Consider the following 286-nt stretch of genomic DNA (forward strand, 5'->3'; position numbering starts at 1 on the left):
CTGTGCGCCGGCAATGGCGTTGAAACAGCACATGTCGACACTAGAGATGAGCCATCCGTTAGGGCGGCTTTGGGACATCGACATTATTGATAGCGACGGTAAGTCGCTATCACGCCGTGAACTCGGGCATCCTGCCCGGCCATGTTTGATATGCCAGCAGGATGCTCATCTCTGTGCCCGGGGCAAGCATCACACCCTTGACCTTTTGTTGGATGAAATTGCACGAAGGATTGAATGCTATGAACGTGAGCGTTGTGACTGAACGGCGTACGCCAGCGTACTCATC

General features: G+C 53.8%; 1 protein-coding gene. It reads left to right on the forward strand.

Annotation, left to right across the window (positions count from 1 at the left end; translation table 11 throughout):
* Window positions 1-13: 13 nt before the first annotated feature.
* Window positions 14-262 (forward strand): citrate lyase holo-[acyl-carrier protein] synthase, encoded by a 249-nt coding sequence (gene citX / locus J4G32_RS22240; RefSeq protein WP_425515545.1) that lies wholly within the window; start codon window positions 14-16, stop codon window positions 260-262.
* Window positions 263-286 lie beyond the last annotated feature (24 nt).

The organism is Microvirga antarctica (assembly GCF_017921815.1).
Lineage (GTDB): Bacteria > Pseudomonadota > Alphaproteobacteria > Rhizobiales > Beijerinckiaceae > Microvirga > Microvirga antarctica.

Bases quoted from the DNA above. Each gene is read 5' to 3' on its own strand.
- citX (WP_425515545.1), top strand. From the start codon at position 14: ATGGCGTTGAAACAGCACATGTCGACACTAGAGATGAGCCATCCGTTA.